At 58.0% G+C, this 23,001-nt stretch carries 22 protein-coding genes and 5 tRNA genes; 17 read left to right on the top strand and 10 right to left on the bottom strand.

Annotated elements, in window-relative coordinates; all coding sequences use genetic code 11:
- Window positions 1-166 precede the first annotated feature (166 nt).
- Together B1722_RS15405 and B1722_RS15400 are read right to left on the bottom strand one after the other, a co-directional pair.
- Window positions 167-1,738, bottom strand: a complete 1,572-nt coding sequence (locus tag B1722_RS15405) for a hypothetical protein (RefSeq protein WP_086793237.1) — start codon at window positions 1,736-1,738, stop codon at window positions 167-169.
- Between the two features lie 73 nt (window positions 1,739-1,811).
- Entirely contained in the window at window positions 1,812-2,108 is a 297-nt protein-coding gene (locus tag B1722_RS15400; RefSeq protein WP_086793235.1) for a hypothetical protein, read from the bottom strand.
- Between the two features lie 257 nt (window positions 2,109-2,365).
- On the opposite strand from B1722_RS15400, the gene B1722_RS15395 reads away from it, so the two are divergent.
- The 5 genes from B1722_RS15395 to B1722_RS15375 all read left to right on the top strand — a co-directional run bounded on the left by B1722_RS15395 (window position 2,366) and on the right by B1722_RS15375 (window position 6,709).
- On the top strand, window positions 2,366-3,031 hold the full coding sequence (locus B1722_RS15395) for a ribonuclease T2 (protein ID WP_086793233.1): 666 nt from the start codon (window positions 2,366-2,368) through the stop codon (window positions 3,029-3,031).
- Window positions 3,032-3,166: 135 nt separating this feature from the next.
- Window positions 3,167-3,664 carry a PAAR domain-containing protein gene (locus tag B1722_RS15390; protein ID WP_003226482.1) on the top strand — a complete coding sequence of 166 codons (498 nt, stop codon included), beginning with the start codon at window positions 3,167-3,169 and terminating at the stop codon, window positions 3,662-3,664.
- A gap of 3 nt (window positions 3,665-3,667) precedes the next feature.
- Window positions 3,668-4,396, top strand: a complete 729-nt coding sequence (locus B1722_RS15385; protein ID WP_086793231.1) for an alpha/beta hydrolase — start codon at window positions 3,668-3,670, stop codon at window positions 4,394-4,396.
- Window positions 4,393-4,917, top strand: a complete 525-nt coding sequence (locus B1722_RS15380) for a hypothetical protein (RefSeq protein WP_086793230.1) — start codon at window positions 4,393-4,395, stop codon at window positions 4,915-4,917. Before B1722_RS15385 ends, B1722_RS15380 begins: the two co-directional genes overlap by 4 nt.
- A gap of 223 nt (window positions 4,918-5,140) precedes the next feature.
- The gene (locus B1722_RS15375; RefSeq protein WP_041065973.1) at window positions 5,141-6,709 is read left to right on the top strand and encodes a sensor domain-containing diguanylate cyclase; all 1,569 of its coding nucleotides are present in this window, start codon (window positions 5,141-5,143) and stop codon (window positions 6,707-6,709) included.
- Between the two features lie 77 nt (window positions 6,710-6,786).
- On the opposite strand, the gene B1722_RS15370 is transcribed toward B1722_RS15375, so the two are convergent.
- On the bottom strand, window positions 6,787-7,092 hold the full coding sequence (locus B1722_RS15370; protein ID WP_086793229.1) for a hypothetical protein: 306 nt from the start codon (window positions 7,090-7,092) through the stop codon (window positions 6,787-6,789).
- A gap of 187 nt (window positions 7,093-7,279) precedes the next feature.
- Here B1722_RS15370 and B1722_RS15365 point away from each other — a divergent pair, with 187 nt between their 5' ends.
- Window positions 7,280-8,074, top strand: a complete 795-nt coding sequence (locus tag B1722_RS15365; protein ID WP_041065979.1) for an exodeoxyribonuclease III — start codon at window positions 7,280-7,282, stop codon at window positions 8,072-8,074.
- A 100-nt stretch (window positions 8,075-8,174) separates the two neighbouring features.
- The gene (locus B1722_RS15360) at window positions 8,175-9,002 is read left to right on the top strand and encodes an arylamine N-acetyltransferase (RefSeq protein ID WP_086793228.1); all 828 of its coding nucleotides are present in this window, start codon (window positions 8,175-8,177) and stop codon (window positions 9,000-9,002) included.
- Window positions 9,003-9,004: 2 nt separating this feature from the next.
- Here B1722_RS15360 and B1722_RS15355 read toward each other — a convergent pair whose 3' ends face one another.
- Together B1722_RS15355 and B1722_RS15350 are read right to left on the bottom strand one after the other, a co-directional pair.
- Window positions 9,005-9,337, bottom strand: coding sequence for a BrnA antitoxin family protein (locus B1722_RS15355; protein WP_041065984.1), 333 nt, complete (start codon window positions 9,335-9,337; stop codon window positions 9,005-9,007).
- Between the two features lie 3 nt (window positions 9,338-9,340).
- Window positions 9,341-9,625, bottom strand: coding sequence for a BrnT family toxin (locus B1722_RS15350; protein WP_041065987.1), 285 nt, complete (start codon window positions 9,623-9,625; stop codon window positions 9,341-9,343).
- Between the two features lie 253 nt (window positions 9,626-9,878).
- Between B1722_RS15350 and B1722_RS15345 the strand changes: the two genes are divergently transcribed.
- Entirely contained in the window at window positions 9,879-11,402 is a 1,524-nt protein-coding gene (locus B1722_RS15345) for a nucleobase:cation symporter-2 family protein (protein WP_041065990.1), read from the top strand.
- Between the two features lie 191 nt (window positions 11,403-11,593).
- Here the strand turns inward: B1722_RS15345 and B1722_RS15340 are convergent.
- From B1722_RS15340 to B1722_RS15330, 3 genes are all read right to left on the bottom strand, one after another.
- Window positions 11,594-11,669, bottom strand: a tRNA-Asn gene (locus B1722_RS15340).
- Window positions 11,670-11,739: 70 nt separating this feature from the next.
- A complete protein-coding gene (locus B1722_RS15335; RefSeq protein ID WP_041065993.1) occupies window positions 11,740-11,940 on the bottom strand; it encodes a hypothetical protein in 201 nt (66 codons plus the stop codon).
- A gap of 217 nt (window positions 11,941-12,157) precedes the next feature.
- Window positions 12,158-13,354 (bottom strand): amino acid aminotransferase, encoded by a 1,197-nt coding sequence (locus B1722_RS15330; protein ID WP_025111170.1) that lies wholly within the window; start codon window positions 13,352-13,354, stop codon window positions 12,158-12,160.
- 337 nt (window positions 13,355-13,691) lie between these two features.
- Between B1722_RS15330 and uvrB the strand changes: the two genes are divergently transcribed.
- Window positions 13,692-15,707: an excinuclease ABC subunit UvrB gene (gene uvrB, locus B1722_RS15325; protein WP_041066000.1), complete on the top strand. Its 2,016-nt coding sequence runs from the start codon at window positions 13,692-13,694 to the stop codon at window positions 15,705-15,707.
- A 123-nt stretch (window positions 15,708-15,830) separates the two neighbouring features.
- Here the strand turns inward: uvrB and B1722_RS15320 are convergent, their stop codons facing one another.
- Together B1722_RS15320 and B1722_RS15315 are read right to left on the bottom strand one after the other, a co-directional pair.
- Window positions 15,831-17,321 carry an MDR family MFS transporter gene (locus B1722_RS15320; RefSeq protein ID WP_174376744.1) on the bottom strand — a complete coding sequence of 497 codons (1,491 nt, stop codon included), beginning with the start codon at window positions 17,319-17,321 and terminating at the stop codon, window positions 15,831-15,833.
- A gap of 49 nt (window positions 17,322-17,370) precedes the next feature.
- Entirely contained in the window at window positions 17,371-18,420 is a 1,050-nt protein-coding gene (locus B1722_RS15315; protein WP_041066008.1) for an HlyD family secretion protein, read from the bottom strand.
- Between the two features lie 228 nt (window positions 18,421-18,648).
- Between B1722_RS15315 and gltX the strand changes: the two genes are divergently transcribed.
- From gltX to B1722_RS15275, 8 genes are all read left to right on the top strand, one after another.
- The gene (gene gltX / locus B1722_RS15310; protein ID WP_086793227.1) at window positions 18,649-20,130 is read left to right on the top strand and encodes a glutamate--tRNA ligase; all 1,482 of its coding nucleotides are present in this window, start codon (window positions 18,649-18,651) and stop codon (window positions 20,128-20,130) included.
- 257 nt (window positions 20,131-20,387) lie between these two features.
- Window positions 20,388-20,463: transfer RNA gene (locus B1722_RS15305), tRNA-Ala, on the top strand.
- Between the two features lie 79 nt (window positions 20,464-20,542).
- Window positions 20,543-20,618, top strand: a tRNA-Glu gene (locus tag B1722_RS15300).
- A 53-nt stretch (window positions 20,619-20,671) separates the two neighbouring features.
- Window positions 20,672-20,747: transfer RNA gene (locus B1722_RS15295), tRNA-Ala, on the top strand.
- An 81-nt stretch (window positions 20,748-20,828) separates the two neighbouring features.
- A tRNA-Glu gene (locus B1722_RS15290) sits at window positions 20,829-20,904 on the top strand.
- Window positions 20,905-21,085: 181 nt separating this feature from the next.
- A complete protein-coding gene (locus B1722_RS15285; protein ID WP_041066015.1) occupies window positions 21,086-21,625 on the top strand; it encodes a TetR/AcrR family transcriptional regulator in 540 nt (179 codons plus the stop codon).
- A 30-nt stretch (window positions 21,626-21,655) separates the two neighbouring features.
- On the top strand, window positions 21,656-22,489 hold the full coding sequence (locus B1722_RS15280; protein WP_086793225.1) for an alpha/beta fold hydrolase: 834 nt from the start codon (window positions 21,656-21,658) through the stop codon (window positions 22,487-22,489).
- A 46-nt stretch (window positions 22,490-22,535) separates the two neighbouring features.
- Entirely contained in the window at window positions 22,536-22,973 is a 438-nt protein-coding gene (locus tag B1722_RS15275; RefSeq protein ID WP_041066021.1) for a thioesterase family protein, read from the top strand.
- Window positions 22,974-23,001: the final 28 nt, after the last annotated feature.

The following is a 23,001-nucleotide window of genomic DNA, read 5'->3' as shown; positions in this document are numbered from 1 at the left end:
CCTTGCGTCATGAAGGTACCGCCCAAATCGCAAGAAGACAGTCTGGAACTCAGCCGTACATTCTGGACTGCGTTGGGATGAATGACCTTCTCTGGGAGGCGCTGTTTTAGGGAAATGGATAGACCGAAACATTAGTTTCGGCCTGTCTTTTTTTGACCTCGGCTTATTAAGAATTACGAGAAGCGCGTAAGTAGTCTATGTATTCGGATCTTGAATCGTTAATGATTTTCACGAACGTTTCGCTATGAAGATTATTGTGCGTGAACACTCTGCTGAGATAGGTCTTTATCGACATTTTGTGTTTGTAATGATTGTAGCCATTAAGTATGTTGTCCAGTGTGAACTCATAGTCGCAGGAAATGATTTTTAAAAGGACTTCATATGCTTCGATGTTCATCGAGAAAAGTGACGAACTGATGTCTTCGCCGGCTGGGTCAGTGAAGACAATGTTTTCAAGTATAAGCGGGAAGTCATTCATTGTGACCGCAAGGAACTGATAGTATTGGCTGTCAGTCAGATCCGTGTGAACTTTACGCTGAACTATTTCCCCTATGCAAGTGCGAGCTTGAATGAGGGGGCGCGCTTTGGTTTTCTCGAAAGAGTTGTCGACCGCTTGATCATCGCGCTCGGTTGAAAATACCCGGTCGAGAACCCGTGCTGACTTTATTTCGATCACGGTTACTGAGTTGTTTTCCGGGCAGGAAATCATCAAGTCAGGAGACTTGCGTTGGGGTTTGCCGAAAGGAAATTCGGGGATGATTTTGTATTGGTCTTTCTTTTCTGAAAACGCCGTGTTGGAGAGATAGACGGCATACGTTTCGAAGGCGCCTCCAAAATCATCCATGAATGGTGACTTTCCAACATAAAGATCTTTGATCTTGTAATACAGATTGTTGAATAGTAGATCTTCAACAAGCTTGCCTTCGATAGGCAGGTATCGAGTTTCGCTCAGTTTTATAAAAGGACGGTTTCGGAAAAGTGTAAAGTTGTTTGGTTCGTCTAACGTGCTTTGTGCAAATGACTGGCTTTCTTCAAGGGGGCTGGAAATGAGGCTCAGCACTTCGGTGAGCGTTTTGCGATTAACCGGAGCGCTTGTGCAAATTTGGTCAATGTCGAGGATCCATTGATCGAGCTGGGTGGGGTTGAGATAATCGATGTCGTCCTTCAAATGGTAGATGTTGACAATTAAATAAACAATATTCAAATAGTCGACAAGCTTTATATTGTAGTGGCTTTCAAAGTCGGAGATGTAAGGGGCGAGGGTTTCGTTTTCCAGGAAGATTTTTTTTGCTCGAATAAACTGAAATTCCCAGCTGTCCCTGGAAAAAGCGGTTGTCGTAGTCAAAAAATACTGTTGCGGGTGTTGTTGTTCGCCATCGGAGTCGTTTAGTTTGCAAAAGGTGCGATGTAATGTCGCTAAGCTATCCTGCAATGATTGTTGCGATGGCTTCCGATTTAAATGGGAAAGATAGTGTTTCCAGCAAGTCCAGATCTGTAATCTGCCATAAGGGGTATGTTGTTCAAGCAGTTGCTTTTGAGATTTGTTATTTGCGAGCCTGGAAACGGACCATTCTTTAAAGACTTTCGCTTGATGATGCTTGAATGAAAGAGAAGAAAGCAATGTCAGGGAGTTTTCATCTGCTTTGTTAACGAGGATCTCTTCGATGCTTTCTTGTGTTTTGTAAAAGTCCTTGTGCATTAACAAGTACTCGGCATTCGCCATGTTTTTAAAGTCCATTGGTTTGGCTGTCCTTGTGTTTGAATGATCAGGGCGCGTGATGTGCGTACTAAGTCGTAAAGGGAATGGTTTCTTAAATCAATGGGTTGTTGCTTAGATAGCGGGTTACGAAAAACATCAACACCGCACCGGTAACCATAAAGACTGGAGTGCTCAGCTTTGGTGCGTCTTTTTTGCCCTGGGCATGTTCTATTGCGTGCTTGAGATATTTGTAGGCTTTAAAGGCTGAGAGCATGGCTATCAACGCCGCTGCGATCTTTATAAATATCGGCTGTTCTCTCAAGTAGATCAGATAACCACTTGCGAATAGAGTAAAAGCGATGCCTGCGATTCCCGTTGCAGCAAGAATTCTTATAAAGAATTTTTTCATTGTTTACAGCTCCTTGGCGATTTGGCCTCTGGCCCCATCAGATTTTTACTTCGGATCCAATTTGTCCGCACTTTTTAGAGGTGTGACGGAGTGATGTCAAGGTGATATCTCTTTTTCCACGGATTGCCCGGCGCTTTTCACGCCAATTCCAACCAACTGTTCTCGTCACAGGGTTGAAATTTCTTTATGAAAAGATGTTTCCGGCTGTTCAAATCAGCCGTAACTGGAACAGGTAATCAAACGCAAGGAGCGGGTACATGAAAAAGCTGTTTACAATTCTGGCGCTGATTGCGCTGACGGCCGGTAGTATCGGCCTGAGTTCGGCGCGTCAGTCGCACGCCAGCAAGGTGCAAACGGAAGCGGTGGCGGGGCAGTTCGATTACTACCTGCTGACGCTGTCCTGGTCGCCGACCTTTTGCCTCACTCACAAAGATGACGTGCAATGTTCCGGCAAGGGTTATGGCTTCGTGCTGCACGGTCTGTGGCCGCAATACGCCAATGGCGGCTGGCCGGAATCCTGCCCACCCTTGACCACGCTGTCGGCGGCGGAGACGACCAAAGGTCTGACGCTGTTCCCGACCAAAAAACTGCTTGATCACGAATGGTCCAAACACGGCACTTGCAGCGGTCTGGGCGCGATGGGTTATCTGGATGAGGCGGACAAAGCGGTCGGCGCGGTGAAAATCCCGCAAGAATTGCAACCGTTCAGTTCCTCGTATTACTTCGAAGCCCAGGAAATCGCCGACCTGTTCCGCAAGGCCAACCCGGGGATCCCGGCCAATGGCATCGCGGTGATCTGCAGCGGCCCGGAGCTCTCGGAAGTGCGGGTGTGCATGGGCAAGGATCTGCAGTTCGGTGCCTGCGGCAAGGGCGTGAAGACCCAGTGCCGGGCGGGGGATATTCGGGTGCCGCCGTCGCGTTGATGTGAGTGGTTTGCACGAATGAAAAAGGCGCCTCGATCGGGTGCCTTTTTTTGCCTGGAGGTTTGAAGCAACCTGGAAATTCACGCATGCTTGCGCCCCCAAAAGGATGACCCGCAACACTGCAAGGAGCTGTTCATGAGCGGAAAACCCGCCGCCCGCGTCACCGATCCGACCGCCTGCCCACTCCCGGGACATGGCACCAATCCGATTGCCAGTGGCTCGCCGAACGTGAATTTCGACGGATTGGCGGCTGCGCGAATGACTGATAAATCCGCGTGCGGCAGCCCGATTACTGGCGGCGTTTCCTCGACGGTGTTTATCAATGGCTTGAACGCCGCGACCCTGGACAGCACCGGGGGGCACGGCAATGTGGTCATTGGTGGGTCAGGCACGGTCATCATCGGTGACACAGTAACAGCGGCGCCTTTCAGTGGTCTGCTACCAATGCCGGTGCATTTCACGGACAAGTTGAAACTGGTCAATGACGTGACCGGTGAGCCCATGATCAATCATCCCTACGTGATTCAGCGCGCAGATGGGCGACTGGAACACGGGGTGTCTGACGCTAATGGGTTCACCCACGAAGTCAGCTCGCACCTGCCTGAAACCATCAAGCTGTTTCTGGAGGAGTGAGGCATGGCGGCTGAAACAGTAACGTGCGCGAAAGGCATTAATTACAAGCTGCACAAGGAACATGCGCTGACGGACAAGAAGGATGTCAGTGACAAGCCTGTGCCGGTGGAGAGTACCAAGGCGATTGTTGTTTTCGTCGGAGGCGCCGGGGATAAGGAACGTTATTATTTTTCGGGGCCTTATGGAAACATCCAAGAGGCACGGAAGGATTTTGATGAGCGCACGACAAGCTTGGCTAAGGAGGGTAAATACAAGTCTGAGTGGCTGGGCTACAACGAAGTCAGAGGAAAACAGGATATTCAGCGTCATGTCCTGAGTCTGATTCCCTACAAGAGCTGTCCTGTCTATATCGTGGGTCATAGCCTCGGCGGTTGGAATGGTGCGCATCTGACAAAGATCATGTCGGAATGGGGTTACCGGATTCAGATGCTGATTACCCTTGATCCCGTGGGTGAAGGGGCCCTGGTCTGGTTGGGTTCTGATATTTATCGCGAGCGTCCTGATCCAATTGCTGCCGATTGGATCAATATCAAAGCAATGCCAACTAAAAGAGATTCGTCAGATGGAGTCGCTGATTTTGGTGAAAAGTGGCTTATCTCATGTGGCCCTTCATTGAACGTCAATGTAGACACTAATCATGCAAATGCATGGGGGTTGTTTACTGCCCGTATCGCAGGGAGCAAATCAGCAGCCGATATGCTTTTTGACTCAATCATGAAGGATTTTCCATGATGTACAGGTTACTACTTTGCGGCTTGCTCGCTTTCTGCTCTGGTTGTGCGAAGGATCACACAAAGCCTCCGGCAAACCTGAGCTTCGAGTCTGTGGAAAGAGAAAAGTCGCTGCTATACGTCATCCGGTATCAGTCGGACGTTGATGTGTTGGATCTTTTTGATCGCGGAGAGCGAGTTGGGGTGATTTCGGGTATGCTTCATTGCGCATTGGCGGATGATCATGATTTCTCAGTAGGCAAAGCCATACAGTTTTCCGCCACCGGTTTGATACGCTCGGAAAAAAATGAAAACAACAAGGCCAAGTTTTCCTATCTCACTCGCGCATTCTTGAGTGAAACTTCAAGCAACCGGAGTTCTGAAAGAAATCTCTCGGTGGCAGAGCTGAATCAACTCCTCGCCAACAAACAACAAATCCCCTGCAAAGTCGTCGTCACCGCGTACGGCTATAAACCCTACTATTCAAACACCATGAACCTGCCGGTCGCGGATCTGCTGCGGGAAATCAACAAACCCCGATAGCCGTCATCGGTGCCCTGCGCAGATACGCGAGGGCGATCACCTGCAAAACGACCTCTGAAAATAAATCGCGGCGCGGCGTTCATCCAAATCCCTCGCGCGCCGATACAACGGGGCGGGCGTGTGTTGGCGCGGCGGGTTTGCCGTGCGCATCCCGGTGGGCTACGCTCACAAAAAGTAAGGGTTTCGGGCTGCGGCCCCTGTCGTACCTGCCCAGGACACGTTTTTGCCAATCCCCATTCACGAACCGCATCAAACTCCCGGCACGCTTAAACGCCTGCCGTTGCGCAAGGCGGCAGCGCTGTTCATCGTTGCGGTGTGCCTGTGCCTGTCCGGCTTGCTTTATTTGCAGCTGGAGCAGACGCGGCGTCAGGATCTGGCGAACGCGCAGATCGCGTCCACCAACTTGACCCGAGCCATGGCGCAGCAGGCCGAAGACACGTTTCTGGCTGCCGATCTGGTGCTCACCAGTCTCGCCGACTGGGTCGAGGACGACGGATATGGCGCCGCGCAACGACCACGCCTGCAGCAGACCTTCGCCCGTCGGGTGCAGCAACTGGAACAGCTGCACGGCATGTTCCTGTTCGACCGCGAGGGGCAGTGGGTGATCACCTCGTTCCCGGACTTGCCTCGTGGCAACGGGGTGGCCGACCGCGAGTACTTCAAGTTTCACCAACAGAATGTTTCTACCGTGGCGCACATCGGCCCGGCGATCCGCAGTCGGGAAAATGGAGAGTGGATCATTCCGATCTCGAAGCGCATCAATGACCGCGCCGGCAACTTTCAGGGCGTGCTGATGGCCGGGATCAAGATGGCGTACTTCGACCGCTTCTTCAAAAGCTTCAGCCTCGATGATAGCGGCATCATGTTTCTCGGCCTCAAGGACGGCACTTTGCTGGCGCGGCGGCCGTTCGACGAGAGCCTGATCGGCTCGTCGCTGGCGCGGGGCAAGATCTATCAGAAGCTGCTGCCTGAAGCGCCGGCCGGTACGGCGATGATCAGATCGGTGGTCGACGGCGTGGTGCGTTTATACGGCTACCGGCAGCTGACGGCTTACCCGCTGGTGGTCGCGTCCGCCTCTTCGCGCGACACGATTCTCAAGGGTTGGTCCGAGCGGGCCTTTCAGTCCAGCGTGATTGTGGCGCTGGTGATCCTCGGCGTCGGCCTGTTCGGCTGGGTGTTCATTCATCAGGTGCGTGACGGTGAGCGTATCGAGAAAAACTTGCGCAGGGCGCAGCGCGCACTGGAGCAGATTGCGACTCATGACAGCCTGACCGGGCTGGCGAACCGGCGGCTGTTCGAGCAATCGCTGGACATCGAATTCGCCCGCGGTGCACGGCAGTCGAGTCCGGTCGGCCTGATCATGCTCGATATCGATTTCTTCAAACGCTACAACGATGCCTACGGCCATGTGGCGGGGGATCATTGCCTGACCCAGGTGGCCCAAGTGCTGAAGAACAGTTGCCAGCGCAAGGCTGACCTGGCAGTACGTTACGGCGGCGAAGAGTTCGCGGTGCTGCTGCCGGACACTGACATCAACGGCACGCTGGCGATTGCCGGGCAGATCCGCCGCAGCGTGATGGACAAGCGCATCACCCATAGCGGTTCGCCGACCGGCTACCTGACGGTGAGCCTGGGTTGCTACGCGTTTGTGCCCAGTGGAAACGACAGCCTGGAAGAATTTATCCAACGCGCCGACGCGGCGTTGTATCAGGCGAAAAATGCCGGGCGTAATCGCGCGGCGGTATTGTCGCTGGAATCGGAGGTTGCCGAGTTGATGCGTTCGGATCGCTGAAGTTTCAGCGCTCCAGCAGAGGAGAGGGAGCAAACTCCCTCTCACAGGCCTCATCACTCACCGTAACGCCGGTTCGTTCAGCTGCCCGAGCCACCGCCCGCACCGCCGGTCCCGCCGCCCGCCGCACCGGTGCCGCCGCCAGCCCCCGAACCAGAACCCATGGCGCCGCCGTTGGTGCCGGTGCCATTGCCAGATCCGGGGCTACCCGCGCCGTTACTGCCGGCCGGTGCGCCTGGGGTGTTGTCCGGCGGTTTGGGCGTGCTTTTGTTGACGTCGGGGTTGGTGCTCGATGTACCGGAACTGTCGTTCGCCGCGAAGCTGGCAGCCGAAGTCGTAGCCAGCAGGCCGGCGAGCAACAAAGAAGTGAGTGTACGTGTAGTCATGGTACGTCTCCAGAAAGGGGCGGTTACCTGACGTTGGTCTGACACGTTTACCCGTTGGTGCCGATTGGCTGACGAGCGGTTATCGAGCTGCAGTATCGATCATCAGTCGCGGCCGGTTGATCCGATGCAACCACCGGCGCCGCCACAGGGTCACAATTTTCCCACCTTGTTCGCCGGAGCCTGGACGATGAAAAACCTGCGGATCGCCACCTTCAACGTCAACGGTTTGCGCGCGCGGTTACCGAACCTGCTGCAATGGCTCAAGCGCGAGCAACCGGACATCGCCTGCCTGCAGGAGCTCAAGTCGGTGGACAGTGCATTTCCGGCTGCCGAACTCGAAGCGGCGGGTTACGGCGCGATCTGGCACGGTCAGGCGTCATGGAACGGCGTGGCGATCCTCGCTCGCGATGCGCAGCCGTTGGAAAGCCGTCGTGGTCTGCCGGGCGATCCCGACGACAAGCACAGTCGTTATCTGGAGGCGGCGGTGCACGGCGTGCTGGTCGGCTGCCTGTACTTGCCCAACGGCAATCCGCAGCCGGGGCCGAAGTTCGATTACAAACTGGCCTGGTTCGAACGCCTGATCCGCTACGCCAAGGATCTGCAAAGCAGCGATCATCCGGTGGTGCTGGCCGGCGATTACAACGTGGTGCCCACCGATATGGACATCTATAACACCCGTTCCTGGCTCAAGGATGCGCTGCTGCAGCCCGAAAGCCGCGAGTGTTATCAACGGCTGCTCGATCAGGGCTGGACTGATTCGCTGCGTCATCTGTATCCCGAGGATCGCCTCTACACGTTCTGGGATTACTTCCGCCAGCATTGGCAAACCAACTCCGGTCTGCGCATTGATCATCTGCTGCTCAACCCGGCACTCAGCCCTTACCTGCACGAGGCCGGGGTCGATGCCTGGGTGCGCAACGAACCGCACGCCAGCGACCATGCACCGACATGGATTCGCATCGGTTCGCGCAAGCGGCGGTAGCGCTGATTGGCGAAATCAATTGTCGGAGTCGGGGCCCAATCCCGTATACCTGTCGGCCAGCGGCACAGCGAGCCGCGGCCACATGCAAAAGGACTGAGCAATGAGCGAGCCACGACTGGCTAATCCGACGTTGTACCTGCAACGCCTGGGGTTTGATGCCCCACCGGCGCCGACCCTGGAAACCCTGCGGCAGTTGCAGTTACGCCATACCGGGGTCTTCCCGTTCGAGAACCTGTCGACGATCACGGGCGCACCGGTGCTGATCGATCTGGCGTCGGTCGAACAGAAAGTTCTCCACGGAGGTCGGGGTGGTTACTGCTACGAATTGAACAATCTGTTTCTGGCGTTGCTGCAGGAATTGGGCTTCGAGGCCCGTGGTATCTCCGGGCGCGTGGTACTGGCGCAACCCGAGGGCACGTGGACGGCGCGCACCCATCGCTTGAGCCTGGTGATCATCGATGGCGAACGCTACATCACCGATGTCGGCTTTGGCGGCATGGTGCCGACTGCGCCGCTGTTGCTCGATACCGAGGCTGAACAGCCGACGCCGCACGAGTCCTATCGCATCGAGAAACAGGCCGATGGCTACATGCTGCGCGCCAATGTTGCAGGCGAGTGGCGTGCGATGTACCTGTTTGATCTGCAACGCCAGGAAGACATCGATTACACCCTCGGCAACTGGTACGTCTCGACCCATCCCGAGTCCCCATTCGCCAAACGGCTGATGGTTGCGCGCACTGGCGATGGCTGGCGGCGGACTCTGAACAACGGCAGCTTCGCGATTCATCACATGGGCGCCGACAGCGAGCGGCGCGAGGTGGCGGATGTCGATGAGTTGATCGAGGTGCTGGAGCAGGAGTTCGGCCTGCACCTGCCTGACCAGCCGCCTGTGCGCCAGTCGCTGGCGCGGATGCTCGTACCGGACTGATCTCAGGGCTTTGCCTCCGGTTCCAGTACCCGGCGGATTTCACCGACCGCCGCCGAGAGCTTTTTTTCCAGGCTCTTGAGGTCGGCGGCGGTGATGCCTTTCTTGAATTGCCCGGAGTGGGGCGGCTCGGCCTCCTGCGTTTTGCTGCCAGGCTCCAGCAGGGCATGGCGCAGGGTGTTGTTGATCACCGTCTGATAACCGAAACCTTCGTTTTCCGCCACGTTGCGGGCGGCTTCGATGACGGCGTCATCGAGCATGATGGTGATGCGGGTCTTGCCCTTGGCGGGCGCCAAGGCACCGCGTTTGCCCTGCGAGAAGTCGTATTCGTCTTTCATCGTTCAAGCCTCCAGAAAGTAAGCGCAACGCTCGCTCGGTGTGGCGACACGTGCAGAAATGATTCGTGCGACGTTGGCTTCGCGATAACTGTACGCAACCACCAGCAAACGCCCTTTGCCATCCAGGCCGAGGGTGATCCAGCGCTGTTCGTCATGGTCGTTGTCCTCGATCGTCAGCGCGCGTTCGTCGTGAAAGACCGGCTCGGTATCGGCAAGGCTGACACCCCTGTGCTTGAGTTTGTTGGCTGCGTTCTTGCTTTTGTCGTACTGAATTTCGAATGACTTCATTATGCATACTTTATATGTATAAAAAAGGGCGCCAATGCACCGCTGGTCGCCATGAACACTTCAGCCTAGTGCGATAAAAACCGGGGGCAGGAGGGGATGTGTTGCCGGATTTGTGGGAGCTAGAGGTGGCGGGATAGAAGCTTGGGTGGCTACCTATCCATTATGTGACCGATAAGTTGTATACAACTCTATGGACATTTGTCCAGAGTATTGAATACAGTGTGCGCATAACAAAAACCAGGGAACCCCCCACATGAAAACGCCCCATGTTTCACACCAACGGCCCGAGGACGAAAATCTCGGGGTCGGCGCGAATATGGCTTACGGCCTGCAACATGTTCTGACCATGTACGGCGGTATCGTTGCGGTGCCACTGATCATTGGCCAGGCGGCCGGGCTGTCGCCGGCGGACATTGGTTTGTTGATTGCTGCTTCATTGTTTGCGGGGGGGCTGGCGACACTGCTGCAAACCCTGGGTCTACCGTTTTTTGGCTGTCAGTTGCCGTTGGTGCAGGGCGTGTCGTTCTCCGGTGTGGCGACCATGGTCGCGATCGTCAGCAGTGGCGGGGAGGGCGGCTTCCAGTCGGTGCTGGGCGCGGTGATTGCCGCGTCGTTGATCGGCTTGCTGATCACCCCGGTGTTCTCGCGAATCACCAAGTTTTTCCCCCCGCTGGTCACCGGTATCGTGATCACTACCATTGGTCTGACGCTGATGCCGGTGGCGGCGCGCTGGGCCATGGGTGGCAACAGCCATGCGCCGGACTTCGGCAGCATGCAGAACATCGGGCTGGCGGCGGTCACGCTGGTGCTGGTGTTGTTGCTGAGCAAGGTCGGCAGTTCGACCATCTCGCGTCTGTCGATCCTGTTGGCCATGGTGATCGGCACGGTGCTGGCGGTGTTCCTCGGCATGGCGGATTTTTCCGGTGTCGCTCAAGGGCCGATGTTCGGCTTCCCGACACCGTTCCACTTCGGCATGCCGACTTTCCACTTCGCCGCGATCCTGTCGATGTGCATCGTGGTCATGGTGACCCTGGTGGAAACCTCGGCGGACATTCTGGCGGTCGGTGAGATCATCGGCACCAAGGTCGACTCCAAACGCCTGGGCAACGGTTTGCGCGCCGACATGCTGTCGAGCATGTTTGCGCCAATCTTCGGATCGTTCACCCAAAGCGCCTTCGCGCAGAACGTCGGGCTGGTGGCGGTGACCGGGATCAAGAGTCGTTATGTGGTGGCCACCGGCGGTATCTTCCTGGTGATCCTCGGCCTGCTGCCGTTCATGGGGCGGGTGATTGCCGCAGTGCCGACCTCAGTGCTGGGCGGTGCCGGTATCGTGCTGTTCGGTACGGTGGCGGCGAGCGGCATCCGTACGCTGTCGAAGGTCGATTACCGCAACAACGTCAACCTGATCATCGTCGCGACCTCGATCGGCTTCGGCATGATCCCGATTGCCGCGCCGAACTTCTACGATCATTTCCCGAGCTGGTTCGCGACCATTTTCCACTCGGGCATCAGTTCATCGGCGATCATGGCGATTGTGCTGAACCTGGCCTTCAACCACTTCACTGCCGGCAACTCGGATCAGCAGTCGGTGTTTGCGGCTGCGGAAGAGCGCACTCTGCGTTATCGCGACCTGGCGGCGTTGCGTGAGGGTGACTACTTCAGCGACGGCAAGCTGCACGATTGCGATGGCAAAGAAGTGCCGGTAGTCGAGCCTGATGACCACGATCATGGGCATGGGGCGCCGAAGACCCAGATGAAGAGCAGCGAACACGTTTGATCGCTGATTGAGTGAAAAAGGCCGAACTGTAGTTCGGCCTTTTCGTTTGAAGATCAAAAAATCGCAGCCTTCGGCAGCTCTTACAGGGGAACGCATTCCACATGTAGGAGCTGCCGAAGGCTGCGATCTTTTGACTTTTCGAGCGCCCACAAAAAAGCCCCTGAATCTTTCGATTCAGGGGCTTTGCTATTTGGCTCCACAACCTGGACTCGAACCAGGGACCCAATGATTAACAGTCATTTGCTCTACCAACTGAGCTATTGCGGAATTGGTGCGTATGTTACTGATTTAAAAAGACTAGTCAAGCTTTGCCGATTCTTTTTTTGCCGAACGGCTGTCAGCCGCCGAATGTAAGGGTGCCCATCAGCAGCTTTGCGTACAACGCCGTGGCCGCCAGTTGCACCAGCCACAGGGCCAGGCCGCCGAGGAAAACCCCGGCTGCCACTTGCAGCACCAGGCTTTTGTCGCGTTTGGCCGGGGCGCGGGGGATGAAGTCATCCAGGTCGTCTCGGTCAGCGCGCAGGTTGTCGTTTTTCATGTGGGTTATTCCTGGATATATACGAAACCTGTGGGAGCGAGCCTGCTCGCGAAAGCGTCGGATCAGTCGCCATGATCTTTGGCTGATACACCGATTTCGCGAGCAGGCTCGCTCCCACAGTTCAGATTTGTATGCAGTTTAGAGGGAATGTTGCATTCCTTCGGACAAATAAAAAACGGGAAGCCCCAAGGCTTCCCGTTTTTCATTGCCAGGCGAATCAGATGACCTGAACGATCGCATCCGTTACCGCTTTGATGTTGCTCTGGTTCAGTGCCGCGACGCAGATGCGGCCGGTGTCCAGGGCGTAGATGCCGAACTCGTTACGCAGGCGATGCACCTGTTCGGTGGTCAGGCCGGAGTAGGAGAACATGCCGCGCTGACGGCCGACGAAGCTGAAGTCACGCTGCGGGGCTTTCTCGGCCAGCAGGGCGACCATCTGCTCGCGCATGCCGCGAATGCGCAGGCGCATTTCTGCCAGTTCGGCTTCCCACTGGGCGCGCAGTTCCGGGCTGTTCAACACGGCGGCGACAACGCTGGCACCGTGAGTCGGCGGGTTGGAGTAGTTGGTGCGGATCACGCGCTTGACCTGCGACAGCACGCGCGCGCTTTCTTCTTTCGATTCGCTGACGATAGACAGGGCGCCAACGCGCTCGCCGTACAGCGAGAACGATTTGGAGAACGAGCTCGAAACGAAGAAAGTCAGGCCCGATTCAGCGAACAGACGCACGGCTGCGGCGTCTTCGTCGATGCCGTCGCCGAAACCCTGGTAAGCCATGTCGAGGAACGGCACGTGACCTTTGGCCTTGACCACGTCCAGCACATTCTTCCAGTCGGCCGGGGTCAGGTCGACGCCGGTCGGGTTGTGGCAGCAGGCGTGCAGCACAACGATCGAGCCGTTCGGCAGGGCATTGAGGTCGTCGAGCATGCCGGCACGGTTCACGTCGTGGGTGGCGGCGTCGTAGTAACGGTAGTTCTGCACCGGGAAGCCAGCGGTTTCGAACAGCGCACGGTGGTTTTCCCAGCTCGGGTCGCTGATCGCCACGACGGCGTTCGGCAGCAGTTGCTTGAGGAAGTCGGCACCGATTTTCAGCGCGCCGGTACCGCCGACAGCCTGAGTGGTGACGATGCGACCGGCAGCGATCAGCGGCGAGTCGTTACCGAACAGCAGCTTTTGCACGGCCTGGTCGTAGGCGGCGATGCCGTCGATCGGCAGGTAGCCACGGGAGGCGTGCTGAGCAGCGCGAATGGTTTCGGCTTCTATCACCGCGCGCAGCAGGGGAATTCGCCCCTCTTCGTTGCAGTAAACACCTACACCCAGGTTGACCTTGGTGGTCCGGGTATCGGCGTTGAATGCTTCGTTGAGGCCCAGGATTGGATCGCGGGGTGCCATTTCGACAGCGGAGAACAGGCTCATTATTACGGCGGCTCTGAATGGAGAGTGGAGGGACGTGTCGCGCTCCAGCCGAATGCACTAGAGCGGTGCACAAACGGGGAGCTAGTATAGAGGCCATTAATGAGCAATGGCGACAGGCGATTCAGCTTTTCCAGCAAGTTTTTCCGATTATTTCTTGACCGTTAGTCGATTGACTCTGTCAGAGACTTTGCCGGATGTAGGACGTTTGCCTTGAAAGGCGAGGCAATCGGCTCCACATTGAGCACAATCTTCGTTTTTCCTTGGGCGACAACGGTCGTTTGCGGTCATCCCCGCAGCTCGGCTGTTTTCTGCGCGAGCCGCGATCCCAGAGGTGTGTATGTCCGAATTCCAGCTAGTCACCCGCTTCGAGCCCGCCGGCGATCAGCCAGAAGCTATCCGCCAATTGGTCGAAGGCATCGAAGCCGGGCTGGCGCACCAGACGCTGCTCGGTGTGACCGGCTCGGGCAAGACCTTCAGCATCGCCAATGTCATCTCGCAGGTACAGCGCCCGACGCTGGTGCTGGCGCCGAACAAGACCCTCGCTGCGCAACTGTATGGCGAGTTCAAGGCGTTCTTCCCGAACAACGCCGTCGAATACTTCGTTTCCTACTACGACTACTACCAGCCCGAAGCCTATGTGCCGTCGTCCGACACCTTCATCGAGAAGGACGCGTCGATCAACGACCACATCGAGCAGATGCGTCTGTCCGCAACCAAGGCGTTGCTCGAGCGCAAGGACGCGATCATCGTCACCACGGTCTCGTGCATCTACGGTCTCGGTAGCCCGGAAACTTATTTGAAGATGGTGCTGCACGTCGATCGCGGCGACAAACTCGATCAGCGCGCTTTGCTGCGGCGTCTGGCCGACCTGCAATACACCCGCAACGACATGGATTTTGCCCGCGCGACGTTCCGTGTACGCGGCGACGTGATCGACATTTACCCGGCCGAATCCGATCTGGAAGCGATCCGCATCGAGCTGTTCGATGACGAGGTCGAGAGCATTTCCGCGTTCGACCCGCTGACCGGCGAAGTCATCCGCAAGATGCCGCGCTTCACCTTCTATCCGAAGAGTCACTACGTGACACCGCGCGAAACCCTGCTCGACGCCATCGAGGGAATCAAGGTCGAGCTGCAGGAACGTCTCGAATACCTGCGCAGCAGCAACAAACTGGTGGAAGCCCAGCGCCTGGAGCAGCGCACCCGATTCGACCTGGAAATGATCCTCGAACTGGGTTACTGCAACGGTATCGAAAACTACTCGCGCTACCTGTCCGGGCGTCCTGCCGGCGCCGCGCCGCCAACGCTCTATGACTACCTGCCGGCCGACGCCTTGCTGGTGATCGACGAATCCCACGTCAGCGTGCCGCAAGTCGGCGCGATGTATAAGGGCGACCGTTCGCGTAAAGAAACGCTGGTGGAATATGGCTTCCGCTTGCCGTCGGCACTGGACAACCGGCCGATGCGTTTTGACGAGTGGGAAGGGGTCAGCCCGCAGACGATTTTTGTCTCGGCGACGCCGGGCAACTACGAGGCCGAGCATGCCGGTCGCGTGGTCGAGCAAGTGGTGCGTCCAACCGGTCTGGTCGACCCGCAAGTCGAGGTGCGCCCGGCGCTGACCCAGGTTGACGACTTGCTCTCGGAAATCACCAAGCGTGTGGCGCTTGAAGAGCGAGTGCTGGTCACCACGCTGACCAAGCGCATGGCCGAAGACCTCACCGATTACCTCGCCGACCACGGCGTGCGCGTGCGCTATCTGCACTCGGACATCGACACCGTCGAGCGGGTCGAGATCATCCGCGATCTGCGCTTGGGCACCTTCGATGTGCTGGTGGGGATCAACCTGCTGCGTGAAGGTCTGGACATGCCGGAAGTGTCGCTGGTAGCGATTCTTGACGCCGACAAGGAAGGCTTCCTGCGTTCCGAGCGCTCACTGATTCAGACCATCGGCCGGGCCGCGCGCAACCTCAATGGCCGGGCGATTCTCTACGCCGACCGCATCACCGGTTCGATGGAGCGAGCGATTGGCGAGACCGAGCGTCGTCGCGACAAGCAGATTGCCTTCAACCTCGCCAACGGCATCACGCCCAAAGGGGTGTTCAAAGACGTCGCCGACATCATGGAAGGCGCCACCGTGCCCGGCTCGCGCAGCAAGAAGCGCAAGGGTATGGCCAAGGCTGCCGAAGAAAACGCCAAGTACGAAGCCGAACTGCGCTCGCCGAGCGAAATCACCAAACGCATTCGCGCGCTGGAAGAGAAGATGTACCAGTTGGCGCGGGATCTGGAATTTGAGGCAGCGGCGCAGATGCGCGATGAGATTGCCAAACTGCGTGAGCGGCTTTTGGCGGTTTGAACTTCATCGCCTGATCGGGCCTCTTCGCGAGCAAGCTCGCTCCCACATTGGAATTGTGTCGTTCACAAAACCCCTGTGGGAGCGAGCTTGCTCGCGAAAGGGCCGGTCCAGTCACCACAAAAATCAGTGAGCCTCCCCAGCCTTCAATCCCTGCGGCAATTTCCTGGTCAACAAAATCGCCAACATGCTGACCCCCAGCGCAATCCCGACAAAGTGAAACGCGTCGTTGTAGGCCATGATCAGCGCCTGCTGATGCACGATCTCGCTCAACTTGCCCAACGCCGCCGTGTCACTGCCAAAACGGTCGGTCATCGACGCCAGCCGCTCGGCCACTTGCGGATTGGTCGGCACCACCGCCTCACGCAAATAATCGAAGTAAGTCTTGGTGCGCGCATCCAGCAGCGTGGCGAGCAGGGCAATGCCGATTGCGCCGCCGAGGTTGCGCAGGATGTTGAACAGGCTCGACGCCGATCCCGCGTCCTGCGGCAGGATGTATGCGGTAGCGATCAGCGAAATGGTCACCATGATCAGCGGCTGGCCCAGCGCCCGGATGATCTGGATCTGATTGAACTGCGGCCCGGCGAAATCCGGGTTGAGCACCCCCGAAGAAAAACTCGCCAGCCCGAACAGCCCGAAGCCCAGGGTGCACAGCCACTTCGGTGAAACGAACTTCATCAGCTTCGGCACCAGCGGAATCAGGAACAGCTGTGGCACGCCCATCCACATGATCACTTCGCCGATTTGCAGGGCGTTGTAGTTCTGGATCTGCGCCAGGTACAGCGGCAGCAGATAAATCGAGCCATACAAGCCGACACCCATGCCCAGGCTGGAAATGCTCGACAGGCCGAAGTTGCGATTGCGCAGGATGCCAAGGTTGATCAGCGGGTTGGGTTTGGAGATCTGCACGATGACGAAGGTGATCAGGCTGAGGAGGGCGATGCTGCCGAGGGTCACGATCAGGTTCGATTCGAGCCAGTCCTTGCGGTGGCCTTCTTCGAGAAAGACTTGCAGGCAGCCGAGGCCGACACCCAGCGTGAGAATCCCGATGTAGTCGGTGCTTTTCAGCAGCTCCCAGTGCGCTTCTTTCTTCTCCAGTCCGTACATCAGCCCGGCGATCATGATCAGCCCCGGCGGGATGTTGATGTAGAAGATGTATTCCCAGCCCCAGTTTTCCGTGAGCCAGCCGCCGAGGGTCGGTCCGATGGATGGGGCGAAGGTCGCGGTCATGGCGAACATCGCCATGCCTTTGGCGCGATGGTGTTCGGGGAGTTTGATCAGGGTCAGGGTGAATGCCAGCGGGATCAGTGCACCGCCGGTGAAGCCCTGCATGGCGCGAAAGACGATCATGCTTTCGAGGCTCCAGGCCATCGAGCACAGCAACGATGACACCAGAAACCCCAGCGACACCCACACTGCCAGCCGTCGTGCCGAGAGCAACTGCACCAGCCACGCGGTCAGCGGAATCATGATGATTTCCGCCACCAGATAGGAGGTGGAAATCCACGAGCCTTCTTCCAGTGTCGCTGACAGCGCGCCCTGAATGTCCTTGAGCGAAGAGTTGGTGATCTGAATGTCGAGCACTGCCATGAAGGCGCCAAGCATCACGCTCATCACCGCGATCCAGTCCCGCCGGGTCGGTTCGCCGACCGGGCGGATCAGTTGATCACCGGCCATTGTCTGGGGCGTCTTTGATGTTCACGGTGGCGGTGACCGACATGCCCGGACGGATCTTGCCATGCAACGGATTGTCAGCCTTGAACGTCAATTTCACCGGAATCCGCTGCACGACTTTGGTGAAGTTGCCGGTGGCGTTATCCGGCGGCAACAGGCTGAACTGCGCACCCGAGGCGGCGAACAGACTGTCGACACGCGCCTCGATCGGCGTGTCGCTGTAGGCGTCGAAAGTCAGTTCGGCTTTTTGGCCGGGGACCATGTGGCCGATCTGGGTTTCCTTGAAGTTGGCCTGCACCCAGATGTCTTCGTCCGGGACTATCGACAGCAGGTACGCGCCGGCCTGCACCACTTGGCCGTTGCGCGCGGCACGCTGGCCGACCATGCCGCTGATCGGCGCGTGAATGTCGCTGCGAGTCAGGTTGAGTTCGGCTTGCGCCAGATCGGCGCGGGCGTTGGCGATCTGCGCGTCGAGGCGTTTGATCTCGGCGGTCAGTGCGTTGACCTGCTGGCGCTGGCTCTGCGCATCGGCTTGAGCCTTGGCCACTTGCGAGCGGGCGATATGGTTGTCGGCGGAGAGGGTGGTGACCCGTTCCTCGGACACAAAACCAGGCTTGCGCAGGGCTTCAGCGCGAGACAGATCTATCTGCGAGCGACCCAGCGATGCCTGGGAGGCGGCCACTTGCGCGTCGCTGGCGGCGATCAGGCTCGATTGCTGAGTCAGTTTGCTCTGCGCCTGCAAACGCTCGGCTTCGCGGGTGGCGAGGGCGGCATTGGCGCGATCGACCGCCAGGCGGAAATCATTGGGTTCGAGGCGCACCAGCAACTGGCCTTTTTCCACGTGCTGGTTGTCCTGCACCAGCACTTCGTCGATGCGCGCGCTCAACTGGCTGGAGACGCGGGTGATCTCGCCCTGGACATAGGCATTGTCGGTGCTTTCATAAAAGCGTCCCTTGAAAAACCAATGGGCGAAGAAGCCCCCGGCAATCAACAGAACCAGCAGCAGGAAAACGAACAGGCGACGCTTGAGTTGGGCAGGCATGGGCAAACTGTAGTCGAGGAATTGTAAGGAAAGTTATCAGGGGACGAATCTGGCACGAAGCCGATACACGGTAAATGCCGTCGACCGATATTCGGCCATTCGCCACGCTCTATGGGTGTTCCAGCCGCAAACTTGGCTTAAATGCCCTGCCCGCTGGAGCGGGGCGGGTGTCGCCTGTTACCATTCGCCGCTTGATTGTTTTGCTTTTCATTCTTTTCGAGACATGCCATGACCACCGTCCGCACTCGCATCGCGCCATCGCCTACCGGGGACCCCCACGTAGGTACCGCTTACATCGCATTGTTCAACTACTGCTTTGCCAAGCAGCATGGCGGTGAGTTCATCCTGCGCATCGAAGACACCGACCAGTTGCGTTCGACCCGCGAGTCCGAGCAGCAGATCTTCGACGCCCTGCGCTGGCTGGGCATCGACTGGAGCGAAGGCCCGGACGTCGGCGGCCCGCACGGTCCTTATCGGCAGAGCGAGCGTGGCGATATCTATCAGAAGTATTGCCAGCAACTGGTGGACATGGGCCACGCGTTCCCATGCTTCTGCACCGCTGAAGAACTGGACCAGATGCGCTCCGAACAAATGGCGCGCGGCGAAACCCCGCGCTACGACGGCCGCGCGCTGCTGCTGTCCAAGGAAGAAGTCGCGGCGCGTCTGGCCGCTGGCGAGCCGCACGTTATCCGCATGAAAGTGCCGACCGAAGGCGTTTGCGTAGTGCCGGACATGCTGCGTGGCGATGTCGAGATCCCGTGGGATCGCATGGACATGCAAGTGCTGATGAAGACCGACGGCCTGCCGACGTACTTTCTCGCCAACGTGGTCGACGACCACCTGATGGGCATCACTCATGTGCTGCGCGGCGAAGAATGGCTGCCATCGGCACCGAAACTGATTCTGCTGTACGAATACTTCGGCTGGGAGCAACCAGAGCTGTGCTACATGCCGCTGCTGCGTAACCCGGACAAGAGCAAGCTGTCCAAGCGCAAGAACCCGACCTCGGTGACGTTCTACGAGCGCATGGGCTTCATGCCCGAAGCGATGCTCAACTACCTCGGTCGCATGGGCTGGTCGATGCCGGACGAGCGCGAGAAGTTCTCGCTGCAGGAAATGGTCGACAACTTCGACCTCAAGCGTGTGTCCCTCGGCGGGCCGATCTTCGACATCGAGAAGCTGTCGTGGCTCAACGGCCAGTGGCTGCGTGACCTGCCGGTGGAGGAATTCGCCGCGCGCGTGCAGAAGTGGGCGTTCAACTCCGAATACATGATGAAGATCGCGCCGCACGTCCAGGGCCGCGTGGAAACCTTCAGCCAGGTTGCACCGTTGGCCGGGTTCTTCTTTGCCGGTGGTGTCAATCCGGATGCCAAGCTGTTCGAGTCGAAGAAGCTTTCGGGCGATCAGGTGCGTCAGTTGATGCAATTGATCCTGTGGAAGCTGGAAAGCCTGCGTCAGTGGGAGAAGGACAGCATCACCGCAACGATTCAGGCGGTGGTCGAATTCCTTGAGCTGAAGCTGCGTGACGCGATGCCGCTGATGTTTGCCGCGATTACCGGGCAGGCGAGTTCGGTATCGGTGCTCGATGCGATGGAAATCCTCGGCCCGGACCTGACCCGTTTCCGTCTGCGCCAGGCGATTGACCTGCTGGGTGGCGTGTCGAAGAAAGAAAACAAAGAGTGGGAAAAGCTGCTGGGCGCTATCGCCTAAGCGCTTGCGGCTTGTGTAGGAGCTGCCGAAGGCTGCGATCTTTTGCTCTTGCTTCTAAAGACCAACGGCAAAAGACCGCAGTCTGCGCCAGCTCCTAAAGGTCGGCGGTGTGCGTAAACCTCCCGGATTTTCGGGGGGAGGGCGGTAAGTGATTGTTATGCCGACAAAAAACTTTGAAATTTTTCAAAAATAAGTTTGACAGGCTTTCGATACGCCCTTAAGATTCGCCCCGTCCTCAGCGATGACATCAACGATGAGGGGCTATAGCTCAGCTGGGAGAGCGCTTGCATGGCATGCAAGAGGTCGACGGTTCGATCCCGTCTAGCTCCACCAATTTACACTTCGAAGCTTGGCCACACCGGCTTCGAAGCGATCAACACTCAGCGTTGATCAGTTGTATGGAAGGGTTTGCGTCCCCTTCGTCTAGTGGCCTAGGACACCGCCCTTTCACGGCGGTAACAGGGGTTCGAGTCCCCTAGGGGACGCCAGTTTTACAGAAGTGATGTTGCAAGATGTCGCTCCGCCGCGAGGCGAAAAATCCGGGGCTATAGCTCAGCTGGGAGAGCGCCTGCATGGCATGCAGGAGGTCAGCGGTTCGATCCCGCTTAGCTCCACCAATTTTACAGTTCAAGGTCTGGCCACACCGGCCTTGAATCAGATCAGATCTCAGCACTGATCAGCTGTATAGAAGGGTTTGTGTCCCCTTCGTCTAGTGGCCTAGGACACCGCCCTTTCACGGCGGTAACAGGGGTTCGAGTCCCCTAGGGGACGCCACGATTACCCGCTCTGCGGGATTTATAAGGGTCATTCAATTATTGAATGGCCCTTTTGTTTGTCTGGCGTTTGGCCAATTCTCCATTTTCCTTACACTGTGCTTCAGACCAGCGGTCATATCCTCGACTTGCAGAATATTATTATGCGAATAATATTCTAGTCGTAATATTCGGAGGCAACGATGAACGATAAAAAAGCTCAAACCCGCGAACGCATCCTCAAGGCTGCCAGCGCTGCGCTGATGCAACGGGGTCCGGCGGATCCCAGCGTAGGCGAAGTGATGGGCGCCGCCGGCCTGACTGTTGGTGGTTTCTACGCGCACTTCGAAAGCAAGGACGCGATGATGCTCGAAGCGTTCAAGCAACTGCTCAGCCGTCGACGCGACCTGATTGCCGACATGGACGCCGAGCTGACCGGCGAAGAGCGTCGCGCCCTGGTTGCTGCGTTCTATCTGTCGCGCAAGCATCGGGATTCCAGCGACGCTGCGTGCCCGATACCGGCTTCGATTGGTGAACTGGGGCGTCTGCCGGAATCCTTCCGCATCGCACTGAACGAACACCTGGAACTGATGATTGCGCAGTTGGCGTCCAGCCCCGAGGACACCGACAAGGCATTGGCCGATGTGGCCTTGATGGTGGGTGGTCTGGCGCTGGCGCGAGCGTTGGGCCCGGGCGATTTATCCGATCGATTGCTGCGCGCTGCCAAGTCGGCGGTGCGTTGACCTGAAGGCAATACGCCTGAGGAGAGAGCGATGAACACGTTGAAGTGCGTTCGTGGCGTTAATGGCACCTTGGGCTGGATTGCACCAAAGCAGGTAGCGAAGAAAATGCGCGCCGCGTTCATGACGCCGCGCACGTTGCCGCTGCGCGATTGGGAGCTGCCGCTGCTGGCGAGTGCCGAACGCATCACGCTGCGCTTCGGCCTGTCGGCGCTGCGTTGGGGGCAGGGACCTGCGGTGCTGCTCATGCACGGCTGGGAAGGGCGGCCCACCCAGTTTGCGGCATTGATCACGGCGCTGGTCGAGGCCGGTTACACGGTCGTTGCCCTCGATGGCCCGGCCCATGGTCGTTCGCCGGGGCGTGAAGCCAACGTTGTACTGTTCGCCCGCGCCATGCTCGAAGCGGCCGCCGAATTGCCTCCTCTTCAAGCCGTCATCGGCCACTCCATGGGCGGCGCCAGTGCCATGCTCGCGGTGCAACTGGGCCTGCGCACCGAAACCCTTGTGAGCATCGCAGCCCCCGCACGGATCCTCGGCGTACTGCGCGGTTTTGCCCGCTATGTCGGCATGCCACCGCGGGCCCGATCGGCGTTCATCCGCCAGGTCGAGCAGGACGTCGGCATGCGCGCCGCCACCCTTGATGTCGCGCACTATCAACTGGATATGCCGGGCCTGATCGTGCATGCCGAGGACGACAATTTCGTCTCGGTCAAAGAATCGCAATTGATCCACGAGTCCTGGTTCGACAGTCGCCTGCTGCGCCTGGAAAGCGGCGGTCACCAGCGCGTGCTGGCCGACCCCCGGGTGGTTGATGGCGTGTTATCACTGTTGGCGGGGCGCAGCCTTCAGGCGCGGCAATCGGCCTGACATCCGTTACACTGCCCCGGTTGAATCATCTGACCGGGAGTGGGGCATGGGCTGGGATCGGGCAACGCCGTTCACCATTGATCTTCAAGTAGGCGCCGAGGACATCGACGGGTTGGGCCACGCCAACAACGCGGTGTACGTGACCTGGCTCGAACGCTGCGCCTGGCGCCACTCGCAGCGTCTGGGGCTGGATCTGGTCGAGTACCGGCGCCTGGATCGGGCGATGGCCGTGGTGCGGCACGAAATCGATTACCTGGCGGCGGCCTACGAAGGCGACGAACTGCAACTGGCCACCTGGATCGTCGATTGGGATCAGCGTCTGAAAATGACCCGGCACTTCCAGCTGATCCGCCCCAGCGACAACGCCACCCTGTTGCGCGCCCAGACCACCTTCGTCTGCATTGAACTGTCCAGCGGCAAACCCAAGCGCATGCCGGCGGAGTTCATCGAGGGTTACGGCCCGGCGATCCAGTCCCCAGCCTGACCCAATCCCTGTAGGAGTTGCCGCAGGC

This window comes from Pseudomonas sp. SCPG-7 (assembly GCF_002156405.1).
In the GTDB taxonomy this organism is placed as follows: Bacteria; Pseudomonadota; Gammaproteobacteria; order Pseudomonadales; family Pseudomonadaceae; genus Aquipseudomonas; species Aquipseudomonas parakoreensis.
Note: the sequence above shows the minus strand (reverse complement) of the source record. Positions and strands in the feature narration are given on the sequence as shown.

Bases quoted from the DNA above. Each gene is read 5' to 3' on its own strand.
- B1722_RS15405 (WP_086793237.1), bottom strand. From the start codon at position 1,738: ATGGACTTTAAAAACATGGCGAATGCCGAGTACTTGTTAATGCACAAG.
- B1722_RS15400 (WP_086793235.1), bottom strand. From the start codon at position 2,108: ATGAAAAAATTCTTTATAAGAATTCTTGCTGCAACGGGAATCGCAGGC.
- B1722_RS15395 (WP_086793233.1), top strand. From the start codon at position 2,366: ATGAAAAAGCTGTTTACAATTCTGGCGCTGATTGCGCTGACGGCCGGT.
- B1722_RS15390 (WP_003226482.1), top strand. From the start codon at position 3,167: ATGAGCGGAAAACCCGCCGCCCGCGTCACCGATCCGACCGCCTGCCCA.
- B1722_RS15385 (WP_086793231.1), top strand. From the start codon at position 3,668: ATGGCGGCTGAAACAGTAACGTGCGCGAAAGGCATTAATTACAAGCTG.
- B1722_RS15380 (WP_086793230.1), top strand. From the start codon at position 4,393: ATGATGTACAGGTTACTACTTTGCGGCTTGCTCGCTTTCTGCTCTGGT.
- B1722_RS15370 (WP_086793229.1), bottom strand. From the start codon at position 7,092: ATGACTACACGTACACTCACTTCTTTGTTGCTCGCCGGCCTGCTGGCT.
- B1722_RS15365 (WP_041065979.1), top strand. From the start codon at position 7,280: ATGAAAAACCTGCGGATCGCCACCTTCAACGTCAACGGTTTGCGCGCG.
- B1722_RS15360 (WP_086793228.1), top strand. From the start codon at position 8,175: ATGAGCGAGCCACGACTGGCTAATCCGACGTTGTACCTGCAACGCCTG.
- B1722_RS15355 (WP_041065984.1), bottom strand. From the start codon at position 9,337: ATGAAAGACGAATACGACTTCTCGCAGGGCAAACGCGGTGCCTTGGCG.
- B1722_RS15350 (WP_041065987.1), bottom strand. From the start codon at position 9,625: ATGAAGTCATTCGAAATTCAGTACGACAAAAGCAAGAACGCAGCCAAC.
- B1722_RS15345 (WP_041065990.1), top strand. From the start codon at position 9,879: ATGAAAACGCCCCATGTTTCACACCAACGGCCCGAGGACGAAAATCTC.
- B1722_RS15335 (WP_041065993.1), bottom strand. From the start codon at position 11,940: ATGAAAAACGACAACCTGCGCGCTGACCGAGACGACCTGGATGACTTC.
- B1722_RS15330 (WP_025111170.1), bottom strand. From the start codon at position 13,354: ATGAGCCTGTTCTCCGCTGTCGAAATGGCACCCCGCGATCCAATCCTG.
- uvrB (WP_041066000.1), top strand. From the start codon at position 13,692: ATGTCCGAATTCCAGCTAGTCACCCGCTTCGAGCCCGCCGGCGATCAG.
- B1722_RS15315 (WP_041066008.1), bottom strand. From the start codon at position 18,420: ATGCCTGCCCAACTCAAGCGTCGCCTGTTCGTTTTCCTGCTGCTGGTT.
- gltX (WP_086793227.1), top strand. From the start codon at position 18,649: ATGACCACCGTCCGCACTCGCATCGCGCCATCGCCTACCGGGGACCCC.
- B1722_RS15285 (WP_041066015.1), top strand. From the start codon at position 21,086: ATGAACGATAAAAAAGCTCAAACCCGCGAACGCATCCTCAAGGCTGCC.
- B1722_RS15280 (WP_086793225.1), top strand. From the start codon at position 21,656: ATGAACACGTTGAAGTGCGTTCGTGGCGTTAATGGCACCTTGGGCTGG.
- B1722_RS15275 (WP_041066021.1), top strand. From the start codon at position 22,536: ATGGGCTGGGATCGGGCAACGCCGTTCACCATTGATCTTCAAGTAGGC.